This window comes from Chryseobacterium nakagawai (assembly GCF_900637665.1).
Lineage (GTDB): Bacteria > Bacteroidota > Bacteroidia > Flavobacteriales > Weeksellaceae > Chryseobacterium > Chryseobacterium nakagawai.
The window spans coordinates 2554692-2577527 of sequence record NZ_LR134386.1 but is presented as its reverse complement, the minus strand read 5'-3'; the positions used below and the strand labels follow the sequence as shown (position 1 = coordinate 2577527).

The window sequence follows — 22836 nt, the reverse complement described above, 5'->3', positions numbered from 1 at the left end:
TCATCAATATGAAATTGATATTTTTATAGTTCAGAAGTTTTCTATAATCATATCTATCATCAATTTATGTCTATAGAATTGAAAAATAACATTATCTTTAAAGAAGCAGTACAATTCTACTATTCCTGACAAATGCCACACAGAGCAAGAGAGATAAAAAAAAACAAAATATGGACAACGAACTAATCGAAAGAATACAAAACAAAAAACATTATTACGAAAATGTTGAGGCTTTGGAGAAACACCTGGATCAACATTTCAAAAGTGAGGAAATGACCGTTTTTCATGAGATGCTGTCACTCGATTTCCATCTTGATGTTTATTTTATACAACCTAAAGATCAAGACTTCAACCTTCTGATAACCTCCGGTATGAGTTTGCTGGAAATGAAGGTCCCCGATACCATCGAAGATAAAGAGGACTATGCCTTTGCTGAACTTTTGATTTTGCTTCCTAAAGAACTGGAATTTGAAAAAACATTTCCAAGTGAAGGAAAAAACGACTGGATCATAGGCATGGTAAAAGATATGGCAAGATTTCCACATCATCAGGATACATTTTTGACTGAAGGTCATTCTCTGCAGGCATGGAGTGATATTTCGGATCCTTATGATGAAAATACACAGTTTACAAGCTGTATTTTATTGCCTTCTGCTACTTTTGATGATGATTTTATGCAAGTTATCAGCGATAACAGAATCATTACCCTACACACCTTGTTCCCACTCTATCCAAATGAGCTGGAATATAAAATAGAAAATGGGTATGGGAAGTTTTTCGATTTATTGATAGAGGGTAATATTCCTGATATTTTCAATAATACCCGTAAAAATTTATTAGGATAACCTATTAATACAAATGATAAAAGACACCCCTAAAGTCTATTTCATTTTTCGGTCAGATGTAAAATATAAAAAAACTGAAAAACATTAAACTCCATTTTTCAGTTATCCATACTCATTTTTTTGAATATAAAAGGTTTCCTATGTTATCTTCCGATACCTTTGTACAAAAACAATGGTATTTAAACCCTTTAAAGATCATAAATATAAACCTATATAAAGCTCCGTCTGTAGGTAGAGTCAAAAAAAATAAATTTTATAAAAAAATATTTTGTCAGTAATTTAAAACTCCCTATATTTGCACCACTAAAAAACAACGATATAATCGAAGTTTAGGGAGAGTTGGCAGAGTGGTCGATTGCGGCAGTCTTGAAAACTGTTGACTGTAACAGGTCCGGGGGTTCGAATCCCTCACTCTCCGCCAGTTGGGGAACCAAAATAAGCTAAAACGCTGTAAACATCAATGTTTACAGCGTTTTTTGTTTTAGCGCTTTTATCAAAAAAAATCAAAATAGGTCACGATTTATATGACCTATTCCGTGACCCATCGTGAAAATTTGAAAATGGGTCACGAAAAATTCTGGGAAAGCCGACTAACAGGCAGTCTAACGATTGTACATCTTGCAGAAAGTGGTAATAAAAAGTAAATTATTAACAATTAAAGTTACCACACTATGAACAAAACATTCAACCTGTTATTCTTTATAAAAAAGAATAAAATCAGAACAAACGGAACCGCTCCCATCTACTTAAGAATCACGATTGATGGCAAGGCAGCGGACATTGCCGCTAAAAGGTACATCGACCCACAGAAATGGGATGTTAAAGCACATAAAGCAGTTGGCAACTCTCAGGAGGCGAAAACGCTTAATGTCTATCTTAAAACTTTAGAACAACAAGTTTACGATTCTCACTACCAGATGCTGAAAGAAGAAGACTTTGTAACATCTGAAGGTTTAAAATCTAAACTACTTGGAACTGATGTTGCCACAAGAATGCTCATTCCTATTTTTCAGGATCACAATGATAAAGTTGAAGCACTGGTAGGTCAGGATTTTGCCCCCGGAACATTGGAGCGTTATAAAACATCGTTAAAGCATACGCAGGAATTTCTAATCTGGAAATATAAAACTTCGGATATTGACATTACAAAGATCGATCACGCTTTTATTATGGATTATGACTTCTGGCTTCGCAGTGTGCGTAAATGCGCAAACAATACTGCGGTAAAGTATATCAAGAATTTCAAAAAGATCATTCGGATATGTATGTCGAATGGCTGGCTCTCCAAAGATCCTTTTTTAAGCTACAAAGCAAAGCTTAAGGTAGTTGAACGCCCATATCTTACCAAAGAGGAAATTCAAGCGATCTACGAGAAGGAATTTGCATCAGAAAGATTGAACCAAGTGCGTGATATTTTTCTTTTCAGTTGCTATACTGGTTTGGCGTATGTTGATGTAAAGAAATTGTCGAAATCTCACGTTAATATAGGAATAGATGGCGACCGATGGATTTTCACACATCGTCAAAAAACGGATACCTCAACCAGAGTTCCATTATTACCTTTAGCACAGGAACTGATTTTAAAATATGAAGGCCATCCTGAATGTGTAAATTCGAATGTCTTGTTTCCTGTTCTCAGTAATCAAAAGATGAATTCGTATCTCAAAGAAATTGTGAATGTCTGTGGAATCAATAAAGAGCTAACGTTTCATATCGCAAGACATACGTTCGCCACTACTGTTACATTGTCTAATGGCGTTCCGATTGAAAGTGTAAGTAAAATGCTAGGTCATACCAATATAAAAACCACTCAGCATTATGCGAAGATCTTGGATAAGAAAGTGAGTGATGATATGTCAATTTTAAAGAGTAAACTTCGGGATAAATAAGAAGTGAAGAAATTATTTTTATATTTCGGCTTTTCAATTTTGTATTTCGTATATCTTTTTAGTAAACTCTTACCATGATTCTTTTTCTTGTGTTTAATTGTCTGCAGACATTATAATAATTGAGTTTGCAGACTCTTTTAAATTTAAGTTGAAATTAATTCTAAAATATCATAACTATTTGTGTTAGATTTTTTGCAATTTTATTATTTTCCATTTTGGAAGTTTCATTTTATCCTCTCCATAAATAGCTCTTGCATTTACTCTACAATCAGTAATGATATTGTGTCTTTCTAAAAGATATTTTGGCACATAATAATCTCCAATAAATGCAAAATCGGGCATATTTTCGTCATAATTGTAATCTTTGTACTTTACTTCCAATAATCCTGTGATGTCTTTTCGTAAATTGGTATTTGTTTCTTCTGTTGGTTCAATATTCAGAACTTTTACTCTTAGCTTTTTGTCTTTGTCTGTTTTTGTAGCAAATGAAAGTTTGATAAAATCTCCTTCATTTGGTCTAAGTCTTGTTTCTGAATATCTAATAATTCCTTGCAATTTTGAATTGAGAACGAAATGGAATAATTGTTTTTGTTCATTTATTCCGTCAATTATAGCAATTTGAGTTTGGAATTTTGAAATGACAGAACCTTTGTCAATTTTCTGAATTTGTCGCAGTTCTGTTCTGTTTTCGTCTTTTACTTTTTTGATGTAACTTTTGGCTGTTACAAAATCTCCTATTTGTAGTTCAGGTTTAATTTGAGGAAAAAATACTTCTTTGTGTCCCGTTGTAATTGCGTGAATAATGTTTTTTTCTTTATTGATATAATCAACAAATGCAAAAGTGTCTTCTAAAATTTCCCAATGTTTCTTTTCTGATTTTTCTGCAATAAGTGGAATATACTTGTGGTCTGTAACGATTGTTTTTCCAGACCAAGCAAATTTTGCTTCAACTTCCTTTTTAATTTCTTGCTTGTGAAGTTTGAACTTTAAAATTTGTCCTAATTCAGATTGTTTCAAGGTTTCAAAACGATTTTTACTAATTGCAAAATCTATCGTTTTTCCATCTGTAAAAGTTAAACGGTCTTTTCCTTTGTCGTCTTTCCATTTATCAACCAAAACAAGTTCTGTCCAATCTAAATCAGCATAAGCGAAGTTTTCGGCAAAAGGAATATAATTTTTGTATAGTTCCCGATTGTCTTTTAAACTTTGTTTAATTGAACTTGCTTTTTCGTGTAATTCGTCAAAAAGTGATGACAATTTCCAACCTTTTATTTCTCTATGTTTTTTGTATGCTTCAAGTTCTATAAGTGCATTTTCTAAAAGATTTTCGTCAATTAACGCTTTTGCTAAATCTAAATGAATATCGCCTAAAAAATCTTCGTTTTTTTCTAAACTCAATGCTTTTGACAGCATTCCGATTTTCAAGGAATTATCGGAAATTATACAATCTGAAAACTCTTGCCAAACATAATGTTTATTGGAAAGTTCCAAAACAAGTTGCGTGTATATTTTGATTGCTAATTCTAATTCGTTGTTCTTGAAATGAAGTAATGCTTTTTCTCTCAACAACCACTCATCATCGGGAAACAATTTGATTGCGGTTTCATACGGTTTGATTAGCCAAGAAAAATTTTGTTCAGATGTTTGAGTTTTCAGAATTTCAAAAGTCTTTTTAAGTGCTTTTGTTGCTAATGGTTTGTATGTGTGTTCGTCTTTTTTTGTTTCTTTCCAATCGTCAGTTCTTAAATTTTCTGGATTCCAATTTTTGAAAAAGTTGAGAAAACGCCATTCATCATTTTCTTTCATAAACCTTTCAGCAAGATTTAAAATTTCGGAATGCCATTTTGATTGTCCGTGTTTGGAATAATTGTTATTGTATTGCTCAAACAAATTCCACAAGTCAGAAAATTTATTTTCCTTGTGAGCATTGAAAATATTCCAAAAAATGGTTTCTCTGAAAAAGTCTAAAACGGTTTCTTTGCTAAGGTCAATTTTGCTTAAAAATTCTTCAATGTTTATTTCTGCGTTTGAATTTACAAACTCTCTGCAAATGCGTGAAATAAGTGAGGGAATACTTTTTCCGTCTTTATATCCATCGTGTAAATCTTCGTGGCGAAGATTGTCAGGATTCCACAAAAGAAAAAAGTTGTAAAACTTAAAGTCGCTGTGTGTTTTAGAATAGTTTAATGCGAAATTTAAAATCATAGAATGAAGCATTGACGGTCTTTCATTCTTTAAGTTCATATAATCTCTTAAAAACGTTCTTACATCAATCGATGAAAGATTACTTTCTTCTGCTTTTATGTATCGGTAGATTACCCAACCGTAGCTTTCGTGATGTATTTCTGTTAGTCTGTTTTGAGCAATTAGGTTTTTAAAAATCGCTAATGCTTCTTTATTATTTCCGTCTTTGCTTAATTCTTCCGCTCTTTGAACCTCCGAATAATTTGTGTCAATCTTTGGGCGAAGAAAGTTTTTTTGATTTTCAATTATATCATCATCATAACCTTTAAAGTCTATTGTAATTAATTCGTTATAACAAACTCCTGCTTGATTCAAGTTTCTTTCTGCTATGTAATATTTACACAAATCTATTAGAACCCAAGCAAATGCTTTTTGAATCCATTCGTCTGAACTGTCCTCTAAGTAAAGATTTCGTGAGATATTTAGAGCATTGTTTAATTTATTCAGTTTTTCAATCCCTGATAAACTCTGTGCTTCTTTTCGTAATTCAAAAACTGTTTTAGAATCCATAAATTATACCTTTTACTTTTTCTAAAATTGTTTCAGAAGATTTTTTCAAAACTTCAATTTTTGAGAAAAACCCTTTTGATTTACTTTGTTCACTTGTACCATACCAAACTTTAAAAATCAAATTGTCATTTTCGCAAGTGGCACGAAAAATATCTTGGTTATTATGGCTTTGTATGATTTTTAGTGTAATGTTTTTATTTTCACAATTTTGAATCCAATCGGAATAAATTTCTTCTCTAAAATCTGTCGGTGATTCAGGTTTATCGTCTGTTATCGAACTAACATTTTGTTTTTGAGATAAGCAATTTTCAATACACTTTTTTACAATAGTTTCGTCTGCACCATTTAGTTTTTCAATACGAATATTGCCAACTGCAAAATTGTCTTTTGAACCCTTATTGTCAATGTTGAGAATCAATTGCTGATTTTCGTTTTGAGGAATTGAATAATGGACTTTTGTTAAGTATTCAGTGAACTTTTTTGAGCTTTCAAGTAAATATCCGTTTTGTTCAAGCAACTTGGAAAGTTCACAAATTGCTCCAACTACATTTTTGTTGTCAATTGATTGTATTTTTTCTACAAATCTTGCTTCAACTTTATAATCTTCAAAAATTAAAAATTGTTTTGATTTTATGGTAACTCCATTTGTGGAATTGTCTTCAAAGACACAATTCATAAAAGGATTTATTATTTGAGGCGAAATTATGTTAACGGTTTTTCCTGCTGTAACACCGCTATATAACCAACGGAAATAACTATCATTTGTAATTCCGTCATTTTCTTTACGGTGTCCTTTTATAATAACTTCGTTATAATTAGAACCTATTGCTTTATGAACTGTAATTGCCCAACCATATTTTACAAATACTGCATTTACAAATGGGTCAGAATCCTTTATCTGAAAAAATAATTTCTTTGAATATCTTTTGTAATAACTTGAAAGTAAATTTCTTGCATTTCTGCTTGTTTCAATTTTCTCTTTCTTTTCTTTTAACAGATTGTAGTTTTTAACAAGTATTTTTATTGCGTCTTTTTCTTCGTTTGAAAGGTCATTATACTGCTTGTCTTGTAATAATTGTTTATAATCTTGGCTGTCTTCAAATTTTTGTTTCCGTTTTTCATTGTTAATTTTTGCATTTACAAAAACTCTAAAAGCAATTTGTTCTTCTTTTGTTAATTCATCTTCGCTGTTGAAATAATTGTCCAAAATCCAAATGTCAGTATCGGGAGAGCCCGCCAAACTCAAACATTTCACATTTATTTTTGAAAAAGATAAAACTATAGGATTTTGGGATTGCCGAATTTTAATATGCTCTTGTTGCGTTTCTTTAATGTCAAGTACCGTAAAAAACATTCCATTTATAATTCTTCTTGGAATTTGGAATCCGCTATCATCAGGAATAGAAACATTGTTGTTCACAATTAGCAAATCATTTATTGCTAAAGTTTCTCCACTTTTTAGGCATTGTTTTTTAATCCACTTGTTGGTTTTTAAACAATCTTTTTTTGAATAGAATAAAACCGCCTTATCAGGTTCATTTAAAAATGGTTTAGCAAACCACGAATATAGATTTTGGATTCTTTGACTGTCGTCTTTTAAATCAATTAAAGTAGTTTGGTCAAAACTATAACTCAGATCATTAAAAAGAAATTTTTCAATACTGTTTGCTAAATCAATTCTCAGTTTTTCTTTTCCGTCTGTAGCTTCATTCTCTATCGGTTTGCGATAATGTTTTATTTTTTCTTTATCATATAATTCAGACAAAGTTTCTAAATTCAATGCAGTATCTTCATCTTTACCAAATGTCAAAGAATACGGGTCGCCAATAAACACAATTTTGCGGTCGCTTTGAGGATTGATAAATTTGACAATATCTTCTAATAATCTTCCTGAACCAAAACGCAATAATTCAGATTGACTTAAACTACGGCTTACTAAGTGAGCTTCAGTAATAATAATCAATGCTTTTTCATCAATATCTTTACTTGATTTCAGAGGAATTACTTCCAACAATTCTTCTTCTTGTTCTTCGGTATCTGGATTTTCATTTTGTCCTTCAATGTCTGAACCGCCATAAATGATGCTGTAAATTCCTTCTGTTTCTATGTTGCTTCGCTTTTGAATTTTCTTGCTAATTCGTGCAGAATGCGACCACTTTTCAACTTGTGGAATATTGTGATTTACTGCTTCGTTTGTTGCAAATCGTAACCAAGAATCTCTATCTTCGGTATTCATAGATTCTAAAACAAGAATGCCACCATTTTCTTCCTTGAGAAAATCAACTATGTTTTTCTGAACGTCATTGTCAATTTCAGTTATCTGTTTTTCAATGATTGGCTCTGGAATAGTAATTCTTAGATTTTTAATCCATTTTTCGGCAGGAAAAACGCTTCTCAAAATTTTAGCAATGTCTTCCTTATATGTATTCTCACTTGCAAAATCATAAATGAAATTACCTAATTCTGATTCTTGAATAAGTTTGTAATAGGGTAAGTTTCTTGGAACCTCATTATGAATTTCAATTGGTCCTGAAAAAATATTTGCAATACAAACTCTTGCCGGATTTATTCCACCCAAATATTTGTTTTTCTCTACCAGCTCTCTAAAAGCATTACGATAGGAAACTAATTGTCTAAATGGATTGATAAAATTTGCACCTGCTTTTATTTCCAATCTACTTCTGTCTTTTAGATTTTCGTTATGCCACTTTGCTGAATGAAATTCATTTTCATTTGGTGGCAATTTGATTATTCCTTTGTAATCTTTAAAATCAATAAGTATTAGACCATTGTTATAGTATAATATAGCATCGGCACGAAAACGAGAATAAGATTCGTTAAATGGATTACCAATTAGTACACCATTATATCCCAATTTATTAAAAGCTATTTCGATTATGTCAATAACTCTACGGAACTGTTCGTTTTCGTGAGTGTGTTCTGTTCTATTATTTAATATTTCAAGCATTATTTAAATTGGATAATTGTTCGGGCTGAGATTAAATGTTTAATAGCGAATAGGCTTGATTAATTAATTTACACAATATTTATTTTTTTTAACCTTAATAATTTTGCTAATAATAATTAATATACTGAGTTTTAAAACAAACATAATACTTCAGGATTGATGATTATTAAGATTGTGAGCTAACTGTAAAATGATCTGGTCAAGATTTTTTTCAATTTCACACTCCCAAATTACTATTACATTCCAACCTAATTCTTTCAAAGAAGCGATATTCCTTTTATCTCTTTCGATATTTTTGGATAATTTATTCTTCCAAAACTCCGTATTTGTAGATGGAATACGACCTTCACGGCAATCCTCGTGATAGTGCCAAAAACAACCATTAACAAAAACAACAGTTTTATATTTGGGAAATACAATATCCGGCTTGCCGGGTAAGTCGTTTCGATGGATTCTGAATCTGAAACCTTTTCGGAAAAGTGCTGAACGAAGAATTTTTTCGGGTTTAGTATCTTTACCTTTTATTTTTTTCATTACTTCGCTTCGCTTTGTTTTTGACCAAATATCCATATCATTATATTATTGAAAAATAAAATTTTTAATTGCCGTTGCGACCGCTTTTGCCAAGGGAACAGGCACACCGTTTCCTATCAATTTAAACTTTTTAGTCATTGAAATTGTATTTGGTAAAACATATTCGTCAGGAACTCCTTGTATTCTTAGTGCTTCACGAACGGATATTCTACGGTTTTTGTAAGGATGTAAATGTACTTCGTTGTTGCCGTAACATGCGGTAGGGCTGTACTTGTATCTATGTAATCTTTTGAAAGAAGGGCGGTTTGTTTCACCTTCCTTTATTAAATTTAGCTTATCTACATTAACCTTAAAAGGGAAAAATTCATCTGCATTTGGAATTAGTTTTATATCCTCATCAGAAACTAAACAACTTTCCACACATAGTTCTATCGGAATTTTATCAGGTTTTTCAGGTTTACCACCGAAAATTTCTGCGGTAGGCCATTGATACCTCTTCACTGCATTTTCAATCTTGTAAATTTCAAAAAAAGGAAATTTAAATAATCCCTGAATTTCATTTTCTATTACTGGAAGTGTTTTTTTTAAACCTATAACAAATACACGTTCACGACTTTGTGGAACACCAAAACTGAGGGAGTTAAGTATAGTGTAATCTGTAATATATTCTTTTTGAATTTCCTTAAGTAGTTTAAAAAAATATTCTTTGTTTGATTTAATTCTAAATAAACCTGTTACATTTTCAAGAACAAAAAAATCAGGTTTTAATTCTTTGATTCTTTCTAAATATGTTACAGTCAATTGCCCACGATTACCATCAAACCCTTTTTGTTTTCCATTTAAACTAAAGTCTTGGCAAGGCGGTCCACCAATTATACCAAAATGGTCAGGTTTACCATTTGGAAAAGCTTCCAAAGCGATTTGCTCAGAACTTATATCATTGATTGAATTTGTATTAAAAATTTCAGCTTGTTTACTATTTCCTTTAGATTTTCTGTAAGATGTTATACCTGCGGCATACAGCTCAGCAAAGGCTTTATCAAATTCATTTGACCAAATTACTTCATATCCTGCTTCTTCAAAGCCGAGATCCATAAATCCGCCACCGGAAAAAAAAGATAATACTGGTATGTTCTTTATTCTTTTACGACTCATAAACTCTTGTCAATTGATTTGCTAAAAATGAATTCTCCATCTTATCTGCTCGGACATTATATACTATTATTTCTTTGCCTATAGCCTTATTAAAAGATTCAAAAAAAGAAATTCCAAAATTTTTAATAGTGACATTTCCAATTTGAGTCTGTAAAAATAAAGAAACATTTCCGTTAAGAAATTTTTGCGATTTTATTATCCGGCCACTGATGTCATTGGTTTTTAAACCGTTTATCAAAGATTGTTTATAGTAAGAACAAGCAGGACGATTTAAACAAAACTTACAATTTTCAATTTTAGGATCAGCTAAAAAAAATCTGGTTGATATTTCTTCATTTACTTTTATTAGAATTTTTTTTGCCTCTCTAATTAATTTATTACATTCATCAAAAGAAAAAGAAATTTCATATTTGTTTTTTTGAAGATCAACCAAAAATAATCTATCAACTTTTTTTCCTGTTTGTTCATGAAATAATGCTGCATAAAGTTTTAACTGATCCTGATAATCTATTTTTACTTCTTCAAATTTTTCCCCTTCATCATCTAACAATTCTTCAGTTATAGCTCCTGTTTTAAAATCAATAATTTCTATTCTGTCTGGATATTCAGAAATAAGATCAATCTTTCCTCCGACAAGTTTATCGTTTGTTTCATACCATTTTTCGGAAGAAAACTTTACTCCAGTAACTGGTTTTTGGGATTTTGATTTCTCAATAAGAAATCTTTTCAGTTTGATTTTTAACAAACCGAAATTTTTTAATTTACTGTGCAGAGGAACGTAAATACTATTGCCATCTCTTAGTATTTGCTCATTAATTACGTTTAATTCATTATCCATATAACTTGACAGCTCTTCCTCACTTGTTATCTTTCCTAAAGAAATATGCTCTAAAATACGGTGAACAAAAGTCCCTTTATAAGAATTAATTGAAACAGGCAAAACAGGTTTTCCGTCGATAGCTTTGTTAATTATAAATTTATAGTGGCATCCTTTTAATGCTGTAAAATTACTAGGCGAAATTCTACTTATATGTTGATAGTTTAATATTGGTTTTTCTAAAATCATTCTTTCATTAATTTTTCATAGCACCAGCCAGGTCTTCGATGTAGGTTGAATGTATCAAAATAGAATTTTTTGCCTCTTTTAAGGGTTACATATCTATCGATTTCGTCCATACTAACTGCTAACCAGTAATCATCACTAAAATCTGTTAATGACCAAAATGGATGCACAATACATATGACATTTTTTTGATCCTGTCCCCAAGTTATAACTGGTAAACCATTAAATTCTGCAACTGAAAAATTATCAAAACTATTACAAAATTCCACAGTCAATTGCTTAGCATCACTAATCCATCCTCTCAACTCAAAATATTCATCAAATTTACCGTCAATACCACATTTGTAATCAGAATCATGTAATACTCTCATCATTGAAATGCCTAAACGCCAATCCAATAAGCTATGGTAATTCATATTTCTGTATATTTTCAAGCAATCATAACAAGCATCTTTGCAATCATCTAAATGTTTTTGTGAAGAAATTTTGTATACATAACTTTCTAAATCACTTGGATCAAGTGTATCTTTAATTATTGTCTCGAATTCCTCATACATTCGTCGAACGAAACCAGAACCATTTTGTAATTCATCTGTCAAAATTATTTCAGCAATTTTTTTATCTGTATCACCTTTCTGATTTACTACAGGAATATCAGCAATTTCGATTTCCATTGGATCAACATCTAGCTTGTCAGCCAATATCCTTTGAAGTAAAAATGCTAAAGAATAGTAGCCAGACCTTATACCGTTATCGAATCGCATATCAAGTGATAATCCAATTGGGGTTTCAGTAGGCGCAATACGGAATACTTCAGTCTTTTTTTGACTTGCTAATGATATGATATCTTCATGAGCTTCATTTTCTCCCATTAATGATAGACTATAGTCATCGTTTTTAAATTCAGTTTCTAATTCAGAAGAGATCCATTGATTCTTTAGCCAGACCTTATCAGGCGGAAAAGGTATATTATTGACAGTAATTAATCTTTTACCTTTAAAAAAATTATCTGAATTACTATTTATCCGCCATGATACATCACGATCAGTAATTGAAAGGCTAGTATTGAAAATAGGTTTGCTTTCGGTAGTATTATCATCATCTAAACTACGTTCTACAAATATTGGTGGACGGGAAAGCAAAAGTGGAGAATCATCTTTTGAATCTCTTCCACCGGAAAAATCAGTACGATAGGCGATGGGGGACTTCAGCATTATCGGCTGATGATACTTCTCAGGGTTATTTTCACCACAACCCGGACAGTTTGTTAATTCACCGCTTGCAATTAACTCTTCTTTCTTATTGGAATCATATGTTTGAAAATAGCCACAACTTTTACATCTGACATACCATAAATTTAAAGAAAATGGCAAGTGGTCTTCAGTATCAAAATTTTCAATCTTAGTATTGTTTCCAAGATTTCTTGTATACAAATCGCTTGTAAAACCAATTGATTGATGAATACCTTTATCTTTTGTTTTTTGAGCACCAGGCGCAAATTCATAAATTGCCACTGCTTGAGGTCTATCAATTGAAAGAATTTTGTTTGTTTTAGAAAAACCATGATAAAGATTTTTTACTGTTGTAGGCATACCAAACATAGGTAAAACACCGCCCTCAGCAAGCTTTTCTGAAATATCACTATTACTGATTTCTCTATTTTCTATGATACTTTGTATCCTGTTCATTAAACAATCTACAGTGTCGCAATCTATCACCCAATTTACATACGCTTCTTCATTACCTTTTAATTGAAATGAAATCAATGAGGATACGATTGATCTTATTTTGTTATGATTTGAAACTATCCAAGCATTAATTTGAGGTCTGTAAGATTCCCAATTTGCTATTTTGCCGAATTCCCCATGAACACTTGATTTATCTTCATCATTGTTAACATTTATTTCAATATTTTGATAAGCATTTCTAAGAATATCCTTAGCGAGGAGTCTTTTAAAGATTCTTTCCTGTCCCATCGTCAGAAAAGGAGTTGGTGGAGGATCTCCTGTAATTTTCTGTGGATTCGAGAAATAAAACTCGTCATGACTGCGCCCTCTACAAAAAGTCAGAATAACTGAATAAGCCTGACCACGACGTCCAGCCCTACCAACACGCTGCTGATAATTAAACCTTTGTGGTGGCATATTGCCGAGCATAACAGCCTGCAGTGCACCAATATCAACACCAACTTCTAATGTAGTTGTAACACTTAAAAGATCAATTGCTTTAACATCTTCATTTCCTTCTTCAGTTAAAATAATATTTCTAAAATGTCTTTGTCTCTCAAATTGGTCATCAGTTTGCCCTGTCAGTTCTTCGCAATGTAATCTAATAGCATTACGGTTATTTTTCAATGCATTGTAGGACAGGTAATTAAAAGACCAAATATCATCACAAATACCACTTGGATGAATATTTAATCTTTGATTTGAGAAAGTATCAATACCACCACTTTTATGTAAATGAATTTTATTACCTCGTGTGCTTTTCCAATAATGATCTTGAGAAAAAGTAACTTTTATGAATAACTTTTCTATAATTATTCCACGGGATCTGTCTAAAATATGAAGTTCTTTCATTAAATCAAACACTGAAGCACCAACCTCATTTTCTGTTTTGGAATGAAGCAGAGAAATAGCTTTAACATATAACTTAACAGCAGCAGGGAAACTATTATAGGATTCAAAGTTTGATTTCTCCAATTGCTCCGCACGGTTGTGCTTGTACTTATCGCCCATTATTCTAATGACCGAATTCACAACTTCAATAAAAGTTTCTTTTGACAAACCTAAACGATTTGCATGGTTGTTAATTTTAGAATCTTCCGGGTTAATAGAAAGATATCCCAATGCCGAAGATTCCAAGGAATAAAATAATGAACCAAAAAATATTGAAGCCAAGTTTTCAAATGCTTCATCATTTATACTAGTTTTGAAGGAATCAGTAGTCGTTAACTTCCATTTTTGTGCTTTAAAATCAATTAGCTCATACCAAGGAAGATCAATATTACCTTGTTTTGAAGTTTGAATTTTTATATCATTTCCACCAGGATTAATACCTAACGCAAGAAGTTTATTAAGTAATGGGCCTAATGCGCCAGCTTCATACGATAAAACAATTTCTTCAACTGGAAAAATTCGATTCCTTATTTTTTGTAATTCCTTTATTGCTTTTTCTTTTTCGATTATTCTTAGTGGATTAGGATTTGTAGAGATTGATTTTTCATATAGATCTTCAATTTCGTAATATAAATCTGCATTCTTTGTAAGATAGAATGTTTTTTTTTCTTGATCATTATTTTTAATTGCACGAAGAATTTCAGCCTTGACATTTATATTTTTATTAAAAATTTCAACCAATAATTCTCTTTGTAAATCAGTAAAATGATTTCTTTCAATGCCATTTGCGACTTGCGCTGCATCTTCCCTACTATCTGAAAAAACTATTAATTTCCTTTTATCTTTTTCGTTCGGTAATTGATACATCAACTCCTTAGCAAAGGTTTGTGTTGTTTTAGCGAAACCAGTTCTGAAACCTCTAATTGAAGATGTTTTCTTTATTCGTGAATTATCAGCATGTTTACGATGATTAATTCCGCATGCTGGACAAACATTTGGAAGAGCCTTATGGGTTTCAGAAAATTGACCTTCAGTAGTATTATAATTTAATGCGATGTCATTCCGGTCTCCATCTTTTGTGACAGTAAAATAATAACCTTTCACCCATTTTTTAGGTTCTTTATCTGCCTTATCATGCTGATTTACAATATTACCTGATTTTTTATTAAGCGAGGCTTTGATCCATTTTGCATGGTATTCAACTTGTTTATGCCCATTGATGGTTGTCTGGCGCCAATATCCACCATTATTTAATGCTGGAATAACTAATTCTTCATTAAAAATTTCTTCGCCTGATGGCCAAAAAATCGCATACTCTTGATAACTTCGACTCTCAACCAATTTTGCTGGTGTTTTTTCAGGTATACCTTCAATATTGGGACTAATGGGCAATAATTCAAACATTTTTCCACCATGTTCATTTTCTACAATTAGTCTGCTCCCACCTAATAAAGTTGTTCCACAATTATCACAATAAAGCAATTCTAATATCCTATTGCCATTAGAGGATTTTATCTTTGAAACAGGATAAATTTTACCTATATTCCGTAGGTCTCTATCCGGTTTGTCTTGAATATCATTTTCATCAACCGATGCCCAAAGTCCCTCGATATTTCTAAAAAAATAATGAAAACGGAAACGCGGTAGTTTTTTATCTTCAGGAATATTATCAGATAGAATTTTATCTTCTTCAATGAGTGCCCTTAATATTAAAATACCACGTAGAGCCAAAATTAATTTCCCCAAATCTTCTGCATTTGAAAATAATCTTTCTGCAAAAAAATTATGCATAGAATCATCACCTTCCACTTTGACAGAGCAAACAGCATTATAAAGTGTAACATCTTCAGAAATAGTTTCACAAGCTTTATATAATCTTTCTCTCAATTGTAGTTTTGGATCGCACAAAACGTTCAATAAACCACCTATACCATTAGAATTTTTTTTGATTTCAAATTGTCTAGAAAGTGAATTACCCAATTCATCACAAGTTTTAATAAATAGCTCATTTGAAATATCACCTTTACAAGAATCGTATGATTTTGCTATGGTAGAAAATTGAGAAGTCGATAATTTATGTTCAAAATTTCCAGAATTTTCAATAATATTATTTTCTCCTGGAATTATAATGAAAGGTTTCTTAGAGGTATCAACACCAAAGAAATCCCTCAAAAAATCCATGCTCTTTTCATCTGCTGGCTCTAGTGATGCTGATGAAGCTAATATCCTTAACTGATCATGCTCAGGATGCAAACCTAAACGGTTTAAAACTAACTTCAATAGATAGGCAACTTCTGACCCCTGCGTGCCGCGATATAAATGTAATTCATCAATTATCAAATGAAAAACACGATTTTTCTTTTCGTTGTTTCGTTTTGCCTCAGGAAGATCTTCACACGCAAGCCAACTCCTTGTTTTCTCAAAAATTCCGGAATCAACTTCGCGCATTAACATTATACTAAGCATTGAGTAATTAGTAATCATAATGTCAGGAGGTGCAATTTGCATATCAAAACGGGAACGCATTTCGGAACCGTCTAAGCGTGGAAAAAAAGATTTTAATTCTATTGCTTCTTTCTTGTCTTTTCTCTTTTCGTCAATGAATCTTTCAACTTTCAACGCATCATTTTCAATATTGTAAAGTTCTTTCTTAAGCTGTCTTATTTTAAAATCATTCTTTATTTGTATACCATCTCCATTTAACTTGAACAACCTTCCAGAAACTGGAGTATTACTATTATATCTGCCAAAAAAAATCTTGTTTCCACCAAGATTTTTTTTTAGCCAATCCCTTTTATCATCTGAATCCAAAGCTTTTCTAAGCCTTGTCATTTGATCTTCCACCAAGGCATTCATCGGATATAAAATAAGAGCTCGTACACCTGCTTGTCTTACTTCATTACTTCTTTGGGCGGCGATTGAACTAAGGGTATGAGTGGCTTCATCAACTATTTTCGAAGGAGTTAATCCTTCATCTGTATTTTCTCGCCACCAAGTATCTTGAGTTGCAGCTCGGAGATTAGGACTTTTCCAACTAGAAAGTTCCTTAGCTAATTGTGCAAATAGTGGTAGAAGAAAAGATTCTGTTTTACCTGACCCTGTTCCGGAAGTTATTATGCAATTATTACCACTTATTGCTGCTTTCAACATTTTTGCTTGATGAGAATATAATTTGTTTTTTTCATCTACTAATCCATTTTTAACAAGTTCCTTAAACATTCGTAACTCATGTAGTGATAGATTCCCGTCAAAATCATCAATAGTAAGTTCATCTATTTTTTTACCACTAGATAAATAGTCTGGAAGAGGCTCAATCCAAGGCATTCTGAATAAAACCTTATCAGTATTTAATAACTTATAACGCTCCTCTTCTATATTTTCAGAATTAGTTCGGAATGCTGTTTGAACATACCTTATAAAATTTTCTTTTATTTCTAAAAATGAACCTATTGGATCTCTCATGGTTTTTAGTTTATTTCTTGTTCTATTATTTCTTGACCTATCTTTTTCATCATATCTTTTATATAGTTACTTTCAATGTTATCGAAAATCCAATAGTACTGATAATTGATTTTCTTTGTAATTGGTGCAAAACCACTCATTAAAGTTATTGATTCAAATAAAAGTCGTGGTATAGGTGTTTTCACAGGAATAGCAACTGATTTTTTATTTCTGTCATAAAGCATAATATTTTTATTTAAGTGTTTTAAGACAATGAATCTTCCCCAATTCCTGTCAACATCATAACATTTACTATGTAGCCAAAGCACCTGAAATCTTTCCCACTCTCTGAACTTATACTCAATCAGTGAAAGTTCTTTTTCAAAATTTGAATCAGGAAACTTAGATAATGCTAGGCTATTAGAATCGAAAATATATTTTGATGCCGAATTATAATTATCATCTGTTTCATTGTTTTCCACTATAAAATTTTCATATTCTGAAACATTTCCACTTAGCAAGAATAAACCAATTTGATGAAGTCTGTCATTGTTAAATTTGATATTAAGCTCTTTTGCAAAGTTATTAATAGCTCTTTCACCATATTTGTCGTTATCACTTTGAAATGCATGGATAACTATTCTGTCAGGTAACAAAAGATCTTCATTTAATGAATTCTGTGGTGTAATTTCAACTTGCAAATTGAATTTTGAGGCTGTTGATATTAATTGCTTTACCAAAGCATTATCACGAGCACCAATTAGTAGCGCTGTTCTTCCTTCGGCAGAAGGTATATAAATAAGTTGTGGCGGGTTAATGATAATTTTATCTGCATAATAATCGTAATCAATAAAGCCCAAGTAATCAAAATAGTTGAGTGAAAGTTTCTTTGTTTTTGCTAGGTTATAAAATTTTCTATTTTGAGTTTTATTAATTTTTTTTGAGCTTAAAAATTCGAAGGCATCAAAAAAATCTTTGGCTGTGGTATTTCCTCTTATTGTTAGAAATGACAGTAATATATTCCCATCTTTATGAGTGTAAATGGCTTCATTTATTTGAATATGTTTTCGAGTTCGATTTGATTTAAAACCATTATTATATGCATATTGTTTCCCAAAATTAACACCCCCAATTTCATTTCCCCGTAGATAACAATCAATTTGTTCATTTGTGACATTTCCAAATTTGTCGCGAAGAGGTGAATGTTCTTCAAAAACCTGTAAAGCAGTATCATCAGCAGTAACAATTTTGTAGTTAGTAAAATTTTGATAAAGTTTTTGATCTACAATTTTTATTTTAAATTCTTCATTTAGCCTAATATTTTCTGGCAATAACCATTTGTTTGTTCCTTCAATCCTTTTTAGTACAATAGAATCGTTAGACTCCTTATATTCTAAGAATACTTCTTCCGAGCCATCAGCATTGCCAATCAATACTTCTGGAAGTATAACTCGCAAATATGTCCTATAGTCAAGCTTTAAATCAGATATCAATGAGATTTGTTTATCCTTCTTTAATAATAAACACGGTTCAGAAACTAAACTATTTCTTACTCCACGAAAACTATAAATATAATATCCGTGTGGTAACCCATTATAATTATTAACATCAAACAAAACATTGCTACATTCTTTCCTTAGCCAATTTTCTATGATTTGCCTCTTATTAGCAGTGCACATAATTAACATTTGATCGACTTTAGATAAGTTATCAGTTTCAAGCCAGTAACTATTCTCAAGTTGGTAGTATGATGCATTGATAAAAAGCCTTATTTCTTTCTCCTGAAAGATGGCTCTCCATTTGTTGAATTCATCTTGCAAAGTAAATTGAGGATTGAACTCTTTTTCTAGGGTATTAGAAAAAGAGTTCATTTCTTCATAAATCTCATGACCATTTAATACCAAGTCATCAGGAAAATCATTCTGATAGCCTATCCTATAAGAAAAAGAAATTGATTCAGAAATTTTTGAATATCTTAATTGCAAAAATACTCTAACAGTTGTCGATCCATCATAATTAAACAAGCTTTCTTGTTCTGAAATAATATTACCATCCCATTTCCGATATTCTCTTTGTGTTATTTCAAGTAATTTTTCAATAAGTTCGTTTCCAGAATCATTGTTGAACAATCCATTAATATATTTTGGAAGCTGAAGAAATTGCAAACCTCCAGAAGCAAGCTTATGCTTAAAAAACTCAGCTGGATATTCATAATGAGGAATAAAATTGTACTTTGAAAAAAAAACTGAAAAATTACGAAAAGAGCGTGGTGGTAAAATGCATTGAGAGAACATTGTTCCAACGTTTATCCAGTGTTTATGTGAAAATCTTCTGTGAAAAAAAAGACCTAAGGTACCACCAAATTCATCAATGGTCCACTCTTCAAGATTATCCCAGAGTCTATAAATTTTATTTTCAGTATAATTTATACTGTTGACGAAATGTCTGTCTTTGTCAGCACCTATGAATGTATTTAATCTTGAATAGTAATTATTAGCATTGATAGAATCTGCGAGAGTTTCAGTCAATGGCATCACCAACAAAATCAAGTATGAAAGATAAAGTGGATATTGAACTTCATTCTCATTGAGTTCAATCTTAATTTTATTTCGATTTCTATAGGCATAATCAGCCTTTTCAAGAAAAGTACCAATCGCCCCTTCAACACCTTTTTTAGTTGCGCTAATAAAATCTCTTAGGATATAATTATCGTCAGAATACTCCTCAATATCAAAAAATGGTTTTGCGATACTAATTAATTCTTCTTTTGACATGAAGAGAAAAACCTCTTTTTCCGCCATTACTTCATTAAAGAAGTGTTTGCCAATTAATTGATTCCAAGCGGTATAGGTCATTTTTATGAAATTTAGTTTTCAAGTGGTTAATTAGTTGAATTTTCGTTTTATCAAAGTTAATAAATTGAAATGAAAAAAAATAATTGATGAAAAATGATAACTAAATCTAGATTATATTTATAAAGATTCCTTTTAGTTTGTTGAAATCATATTATATAAATCTTTAAGATCATTAATAATCCATCCAAATTATATGATTCTTGTCTGCAAAAATGACTCATCCTAATTGGAGCCTGTACTAAATATTGCTATCTTTATTTGTTTTGATTCTATTTCTCTTTATAAACATTTCTATTGAACCTTATTTTTTAAATATATAAAGTTTTATCTCATAAAAATTACGGGTATCCGTAAAAAACAAAAATAAAAATCAATAGAAAGTTTCCAATCAGTATATTCACTGAATCTAAACAATTATGAATTACTACGCATTCTAACAATAAATCCCAACTCTCGTCAGGATTTTCTCTTATTTTGATTTTTGAATTTTTCTTCCAAAAGTATCGTCTCGCTTATAATTGAATCAAGCTGGCTCTGATTTAATTTAGAAACAACTTGAATTATATCAATTTCTAAAAAATTACAAATACTGATAATAATTTCAATTGTTGTATTGGTTTTTCCTCTTTCTATTCTACCAATGTAATCTTTAGAAAGGTCTACCTCATTTGCCAATTGAAATTGTGATAATCCTTTTCTTAATCGGTATAGTTTAAAGATAATTCCGATTTGACTTTTTATTTCTTCAAAGTTCCATTTATACATTTAGTAAATTTTGGGAATAATTATATTTTTCATAGAGACTTATAAGACGTTTTAATTATTTTTTATTATATTTGCTAAATAAGTTACTGTAAAGTAACTTTGCGATACTTCAAAGAATAATAGAAGCTATTGCTTAGAAACTCGCTCCGAAAACTGGCACTTTTTAGTACACGAGAGGATAAGCAGAAAGCTCACGACCTAGGCGTGGGCTCTCTTTATCTGTGTACAAGGTATGCCAGTACCCCAGAGCGGATATTGTAGAGTTCCATGCCGTTTTATTTTCCAATGCAGTCCTCATTTTCTACATTCTAAGCACCTTCAAAAACATAGTATCAGATTAAACGATACAATGAGGTGTACAACTCATTGCGGCTTTATAGCTTTCACGGGACACAATTTTCATTCATATTAATTTTTTTATGATTGTTTGAGCAGGAGATTTCCTCAAACAAAGAAGCCTCCTCTCAAGCATATCATTTCCAACAACAACTAAGACAGATAATAAGACACAGATAATTTACAGTAACCCTTAGAAAAAAGAAAAAGCCCTTTCCTCAGTTTGCAGACCACAGGAAAGAGCATAATCAGTCATTAATAATCATTAAAAACCTATTCAAAAATATGAAAAATATTTTTTGCAGGGGATTTATGTCCCTTGCTTTTACCATAGTGACAGCAACCACATCCTTTGCCCAGAACAAGTCTCTTAAAATTGGAGATTCCCTTCCTGAAATTTTTTGGACAACACCTTTACAGGTTGTAAATCATCCTCAGAAAACAATTAATCTTTCAGAAGATAAAAATAAATTAATCCTGATTGATTTCTGGAGTACTTGGTGCAGTGCCTGCCTGATGAGTCTCCCAAAAATTGAAGTTTTGCAGCAAAAGTTTGGGAACAAGGTGAAAATCCTTCCTGTAAGCTGTCAGGATAAAGCTGCTTTGGATAAATTCTTCTCTTCTTCAAATGGAAAAAAATATAAGAGCATGATGTCCACCTACAAAGACAAAAAACTGCACGACCTATTTCCACACGCAGGTGTTCCGTTTATCATATGGATCAAGGACGGAAAATTATTGAATTCCACCGATGCAGGACAGCTTACCGAACAAACCATCAATGAAGTTTTGAATGGAGACAAATCATCCCTTCAGACTATTATCCAAATGGACAGGGCAAGACCATTGATGCTCTCCGAAGATTACGACCGTCAGAAAAATGTCCAACTCCTCAATTATTCATTCTTTGCTAAAGGGCAAATCCCTGATATTGGTGCAGGAGGAACGTATCGCAAAACAACATCCGGAAAAATTCACGGCAGACAGTTTACCAATCTTCCATTATGGGATATGTATTATGCCATAGGATATGAGCTTTTCAGACAGCAGGATAAAACATCTTTCACGGAAAAAAGAATGGTTATCGAGGTCAATCAACCTGAACAACTGATGCCCATAGAAAAAGCAGATGGCTCAAATGATGGAATAAACCTTTATAACTACGAGTTCATCATCCCTGAACAGAAATCTGATTCTCTCTACAATTATATGCTGGAAGACCTCAATCGTTATTCCGGCTATACCGTAACTCTCGAGAAAAGACCTGTAAAATGTTTTGTGTTAGTAAGAACAACCACGAAAGACAAGTTGGCAACCAAAGGAGGTGAAAAGCATTCCACCTTTCCGCAAACCCCATCTATCCTTAAAAATGTACCGCTTAAAAATATGGTCAATATGTTGAACGGTGAAATTCCCATCAAGGAATTGTTTATCGACGAGACGGGATACACTGGCAATGTAGATCTGGAAGTTTCAGGAGTCAAAGATTTTGCCACCTTAAAAAAAGAGCTTCAGAGATATGACCTGGATCTGATCCCCCAAGAACGTCAGATTTTGATGATGGTCATCAAAGACCAGCGGAATTAAACATTCCCATCGTTCGAAAAACTATT

11 protein-coding genes and 1 tRNA gene are annotated in these 22836 nt (G+C 31.7%); 4 read left to right on the top strand and 8 right to left on the bottom strand.

Annotation, left to right across the window (positions count from 1 at the left end; translation table 11 throughout):
• Positions 1 to 170 precede the first annotated feature (170 nt).
• From EL260_RS11650 to EL260_RS11640, 3 genes are all read left to right on the top strand, one after another.
• Positions 171 to 845 carry a suppressor of fused domain protein gene (locus tag EL260_RS11650; RefSeq protein ID WP_123860436.1) on the top strand — a complete coding sequence of 225 codons (675 nt, stop codon included), beginning with the start codon at positions 171 to 173 and terminating at the stop codon, positions 843 to 845.
• 333 nt (positions 846 to 1178) lie between these two features.
• Positions 1179 to 1266, top strand: a tRNA-Ser gene (locus EL260_RS11645).
• A gap of 250 nt (positions 1267 to 1516) precedes the next feature.
• Positions 1517 to 2734, top strand: a complete 1218-nt coding sequence (locus tag EL260_RS11640; protein WP_123860435.1) for a site-specific integrase — start codon at positions 1517 to 1519, stop codon at positions 2732 to 2734.
• Positions 2735 to 2917: 183 nt separating this feature from the next.
• Here EL260_RS11640 and EL260_RS11635 read toward each other — a convergent pair whose 3' ends face one another.
• The 8 genes from EL260_RS11635 to EL260_RS11600 form a co-directional block, all read right to left on the bottom strand.
• Positions 2918 to 5488: a DUF7017 domain-containing protein gene (locus tag EL260_RS11635; RefSeq protein WP_123860434.1), complete on the bottom strand. Its 2571-nt coding sequence runs from the start codon at positions 5486 to 5488 to the stop codon at positions 2918 to 2920.
• On the bottom strand, positions 5478 to 8456 hold the full coding sequence (locus EL260_RS11630; RefSeq protein ID WP_123860433.1) for a P-loop NTPase family protein: 2979 nt from the start codon (positions 8454 to 8456) through the stop codon (positions 5478 to 5480). The genes EL260_RS11635 and EL260_RS11630 overlap by 11 nt, the downstream gene beginning before the upstream one ends.
• 150 nt (positions 8457 to 8606) lie before the next feature.
• Complete coding sequence (locus tag EL260_RS11625) at positions 8607 to 9026, bottom strand: very short patch repair endonuclease (protein WP_123860432.1); 420 nt, start codon at positions 9024 to 9026, stop codon at positions 8607 to 8609.
• A gap of 9 nt (positions 9027 to 9035) precedes the next feature.
• Positions 9036 to 10145: a DNA cytosine methyltransferase gene (locus EL260_RS11620; protein WP_123860431.1), complete on the bottom strand. Its 1110-nt coding sequence runs from the start codon at positions 10143 to 10145 to the stop codon at positions 9036 to 9038.
• Entirely contained in the window at positions 10135 to 11211 is a 1077-nt protein-coding gene (locus EL260_RS11615; RefSeq protein ID WP_123860430.1) for a PD-(D/E)XK nuclease family protein, read from the bottom strand. Before EL260_RS11615 ends, EL260_RS11620 begins: the two co-directional genes overlap by 11 nt.
• On the bottom strand, positions 11208 to 17288 hold the full coding sequence (locus EL260_RS11610; RefSeq protein ID WP_123860429.1) for a DEAD/DEAH box helicase: 6081 nt from the start codon (positions 17286 to 17288) through the stop codon (positions 11208 to 11210). Before EL260_RS11610 ends, EL260_RS11615 begins: the two co-directional genes overlap by 4 nt.
• 5 nt (positions 17289 to 17293) lie before the next feature.
• Entirely contained in the window at positions 17294 to 20122 is a 2829-nt protein-coding gene (locus EL260_RS11605; protein ID WP_123860428.1) for a hypothetical protein, read from the bottom strand.
• Positions 20123 to 20578: 456 nt separating this feature from the next.
• On the bottom strand, positions 20579 to 20887 hold the full coding sequence (locus EL260_RS11600; protein WP_123860427.1) for a helix-turn-helix domain-containing protein: 309 nt from the start codon (positions 20885 to 20887) through the stop codon (positions 20579 to 20581).
• A 621-nt stretch (positions 20888 to 21508) separates the two neighbouring features.
• Between EL260_RS11600 and EL260_RS11595 the strand changes: the two genes are divergently transcribed.
• Entirely contained in the window at positions 21509 to 22810 is a 1302-nt protein-coding gene (locus EL260_RS11595) for a TlpA family protein disulfide reductase (RefSeq protein ID WP_123860426.1), read from the top strand.
• Positions 22811 to 22836: the final 26 nt, after the last annotated feature.